The 3,742-nt window shown below is 40.1% G+C and carries 3 protein-coding genes; 2 read left to right on the top strand and 1 reads right to left on the bottom strand.

Annotated features, from left to right (window positions below; all coding sequences use genetic code 11):
* Positions 1 to 203: 203 nt before the first annotated feature.
* Together ccoG and A1019T_RS10255 are read left to right on the top strand one after the other, a co-directional pair.
* A complete protein-coding gene (gene ccoG / locus A1019T_RS10250; RefSeq protein ID WP_077451555.1) occupies positions 204 to 1,607 on the top strand; it encodes a cytochrome c oxidase accessory protein CcoG in 1,404 nt (467 codons plus the stop codon).
* A gap of 117 nt (positions 1,608 to 1,724) precedes the next feature.
* Positions 1,725 to 2,306 (top strand): FixH family protein, encoded by a 582-nt coding sequence (locus tag A1019T_RS10255; RefSeq protein ID WP_077451556.1) that lies wholly within the window; start codon positions 1,725 to 1,727, stop codon positions 2,304 to 2,306.
* Between the two features lie 58 nt (positions 2,307 to 2,364).
* Here A1019T_RS10255 and ttcA read toward each other — a convergent pair whose 3' ends face one another.
* Positions 2,365 to 3,459, bottom strand: coding sequence for a tRNA 2-thiocytidine(32) synthetase TtcA (gene ttcA / locus A1019T_RS10260; RefSeq protein ID WP_077451557.1), 1,095 nt, complete (start codon positions 3,457 to 3,459; stop codon positions 2,365 to 2,367).
* Positions 3,460 to 3,742: the final 283 nt, after the last annotated feature.

Below are 3,742 nucleotides of genomic sequence, written 5' to 3' on the forward strand. Positions count from 1 at the left end.
GATAATTAATTTGTATAAACGAAATAATAGAGAGTTATTATTTATCACTTGATGCTTCAGTGATAACGGAACCTACAGGGTAGTTCAGAGTTAACAGAATCTGTTCAATCAATGTTAAAATAACAGAATAGCAACTTGCGCGAATAAACTTCGCTTGCTCTTCATTTGCCAGCATAATGGTTCTAATATTTAGAGGTACATTTATGTCAGCCCCCTCCCCTAATAAAATTCCAGTCCACGATATGGACGCTACAAAAAAACGTATTCATCCTCGTTTTACTGATGGCTTTTACCAGCGCATACGATTATTTAGTATGTATTTTTTGTTGGCCTTGTTTTTAATCCTTCCCTGGATTAAATATGATGGGCGACAAGCAATCTGGTTTGATGTACCTAGTCAACATTACTACATATTTGGGATGACCTTATTCCCACAAGACTTCTTCTTCGTCGCCGCAGGCTTTATCATTGCAGCATTTATGCTATTTATGGTAACCGTTTATGCTGGACGTGTTTGGTGTGGTTATGCCTGTCCTCAGACCATTTGGACTCATCTATTCCAGCATGTTGAAAAATGGGTAATCGGCGATAGAAATAAACGTATTAAATTTGACAAAGAACCCAACTCAGCCAGTAAAATCGCTAAAAAACTACTGATTTATTTTATTTGGTTTGTGATGTCAGTATTTACAGCCACTACGTTCGTTAGTTATGTGGCAGGTACTTCTTTGATGTATAGTAGCTGGCAATCTATAGCTGGTATCCCCTTCCCTGATTGGCCAACTTGGGTTTGGGTATCGATGTTTATTTTTACCTTTGCCACTTATGCCAACGCGGCTTACATGCGCGAATTCATGTGTGTCTATATCTGTCCGTATGGTCGTTTCCAAAGTGTAATGTTTGACAAAGATACCTTGATTGTCTCCTACGACTACAACCGTGGTGAGCCTAGAGGTCCACGTAAAAAAGGCACTAACCCTGAAGAGCTCGGTGACTGTATCGACTGTACTATGTGTGTTCAGGTGTGCCCGACCGGTATCGATATTCGCGATGGTTTACAGGTGGAATGTATTCAATGTGCTGCCTGTGTTGATGCGTGTAATGAAGTTATGGATAAAGTCGGTTATCCTCGTGGTCTGATTCGATATACCACTGAACGTCAGCTTGTTGAAAATGAACAAAGTCGTTACCTACGCCCTAGACTATTTGCCTATCTGTTATTATTGTCAGTATTAATTGGCGTGGTTGCCTATGCCTTATTTGACCGTGTGCCACTTCAAATTGACGTGCGTGGGGATCGCAACCAATTATCCTCTATGAACGCAGAAGGTCAAATCGTTAATAGTTATATTATTAAGGTTACCAACAAAACTCAGGCAGCTCATGAATATGTTCTATCAATCACAGCCCCTGAAGGCTTTACTCTAAAAACTCGATTTGAATCTATCCCGTTAAATGCTGGTGAAAGTTATGATATGCCAGTAAGTGTGGCGGCTGATCCTAAGTTTATTGAGCAAAACGAGGTGCCTGTGACCTTTAATGTTGACAGTAAAGATGGCACTTATCACGCTTCAAGAACCAACGTCTTTACTTCACAAACGAAGTAATAAGCCACTAAGACCAGCGTCTTAAATGAGACACTGAGACATTTAGATCGCCAGTTTAATAGAGTCAAACTCTATAAGCTGGCACTTTATTTTATGCATACTGCTTAAGGTTTTCCTATGAAAAAATCCAACTCTCCTACCAATTTTGGGCATCAAGATACTCAGCCTTGGTATAAGAATTACATGGTTGTTATCTTCGTCATTGGCCTGCCTTTATTTGTAGTAGTGGCCTGTATTTGGTTTGTGTTTTATTCCGTTCAAATTAAAGATACGGTGGTTCGAGACGACTGGTACATGGATGGCAAAACTTTATATCAAGACGTCTCACGCGATAAACTTGCTCATGACTTAGCACTACAAGGTGAGATGGTTTTTGCTAGAGATGGTAAGGTTACTTTTACCCTAGACTATCCTCAACAAAGCTTAGAATCAGGGAAGTTATTAGATGGTACTCCCCTGTACTATCCCGATAAGCTTACCTTGTCAATTTCTCATGCCACGGATATCAAAAAAGACCGCGATGCCATATTAGAGCATGTTAAAGACAATCAATACTCAGCCAATATAAAGCTCGATGAGTTAGAATCTAAATACTATGTTCAGGTAAGCAATGAAGGCAAGTTGAACTGGCGCTTACGTGAGGTGGGTAAACTTCCGCAAGACCGGATTACTTTTAAACCACTACAGTCTTTTGACTAGTTATCACCTATTTATACTTATTAAATAAAAAAGAGAGCTCATAGCTCTCTTTTTTTTATTAATCAATAATTGGGTTAATAGTAGGTATCTTATTGACCTTATTTGCTTGCTCAAAGGGTTTAACTTCGGGCTGCGTCGGCAAACTAATCTCTGCTAAATTGGCTTCACCCCCCACCTGAATATTCACCCCTTCAAAAGGTCTCTCGCTATCATCACGATCTAACTGTAAGCTTTCAAAATCAAACAGCTCTCGGTCAGCTAATTGTGAAGGCGCTACGTTCTGCATCGCCTTAAAGATAGAGGCCAAGCGCTGAGGATGAGCATCATCCCACTCTCGAAGCATGTCATTAATCATTGCACGCTGTAAGTTTTCTTGAGAGCCACATAAATTACAGGGAATGATTGGGAACTCTTTATAACGGGCATATTTAATAATGTCTTTTTCTTCGACATAAGCCAAAGGACGAATCAACACATTTTGCTTATCATCACTCAATAGCTTTGGTGGCATGGCTTTTAATGATCCGCCATGGAATAAATTTAAAAAGAAGGTAGCTAAAATGTCGTCACGGTGATGCCCTAGAGCAATTTTAGTGGCTCCAATTTGTTTGGCAAACCCATATAGCGAGCCACGACGCAGACGTGAGCAAGCTGAACAATAAGTTTTGCCCTCTGGCACCACACTTTTCACCACACTATAGGTATCCTTTTCTAAGATATAATGCGGAATACCCTGCTCTTGCAAATAGTTTGGCAAAATATCTTCTGGATGACCGGGTTGTTTCTGATCTAAGTTAACGGCTACCACATCGAAATTAATCGGGGCAATACGCTTTAAAAACAGTAGGATATCAAGCAACGTATAGCTGTCTTTACCGCCTGATACACAGACCATCACCACATCACCTTCTTCAATCATGTTGAAGTCACGGATAGCGTGAGAGACTTGTTTACGCAGTTTCTTCTGTAGTTTCTTAAAGCGGGCAGACTTCACCCCTTTATGCCCTGCCTCTTGCTTATTAGATAACTCAAATTCTGAGTCTTCTTCGTCACTATATAGGTCTCCGATCATCTCGTCTTGATCGTTATCTATAACATTAGAGGTTATATCGGCAGGATTAAAAGTTTGTGGCTGTGAAAAATTAGTTTGCATAATCAATCGCTATTAGCTGTCTGTATTTAGGCCGTGATTATATCAAATTGGTGGTTTTTACGCTTGCGGTAAATTTTCTGATAGGGAAATAGCAAAAAACGCCCTCATTACGAGTAATGCCAGTCAGTTAAGGCTGACTGGTATTTTTTTTGGGATATTTTTGTGGTTTTCCCTTAACCACCCTCGGGCAAGATCGCTTTCTACGTTCAGGAATAACAAACAACTTTCCTTCCTCTAAAACTGCATCTAACAACTTAGGGAAGAGTCCTGCAGCCTGTAAAGG

The sequence above is a fragment of the Psychrobacter piechaudii genome (assembly GCF_900162825.1).
Taxonomy (GTDB): Bacteria; Pseudomonadota; Gammaproteobacteria; order Pseudomonadales; family Moraxellaceae; genus Psychrobacter; species Psychrobacter piechaudii.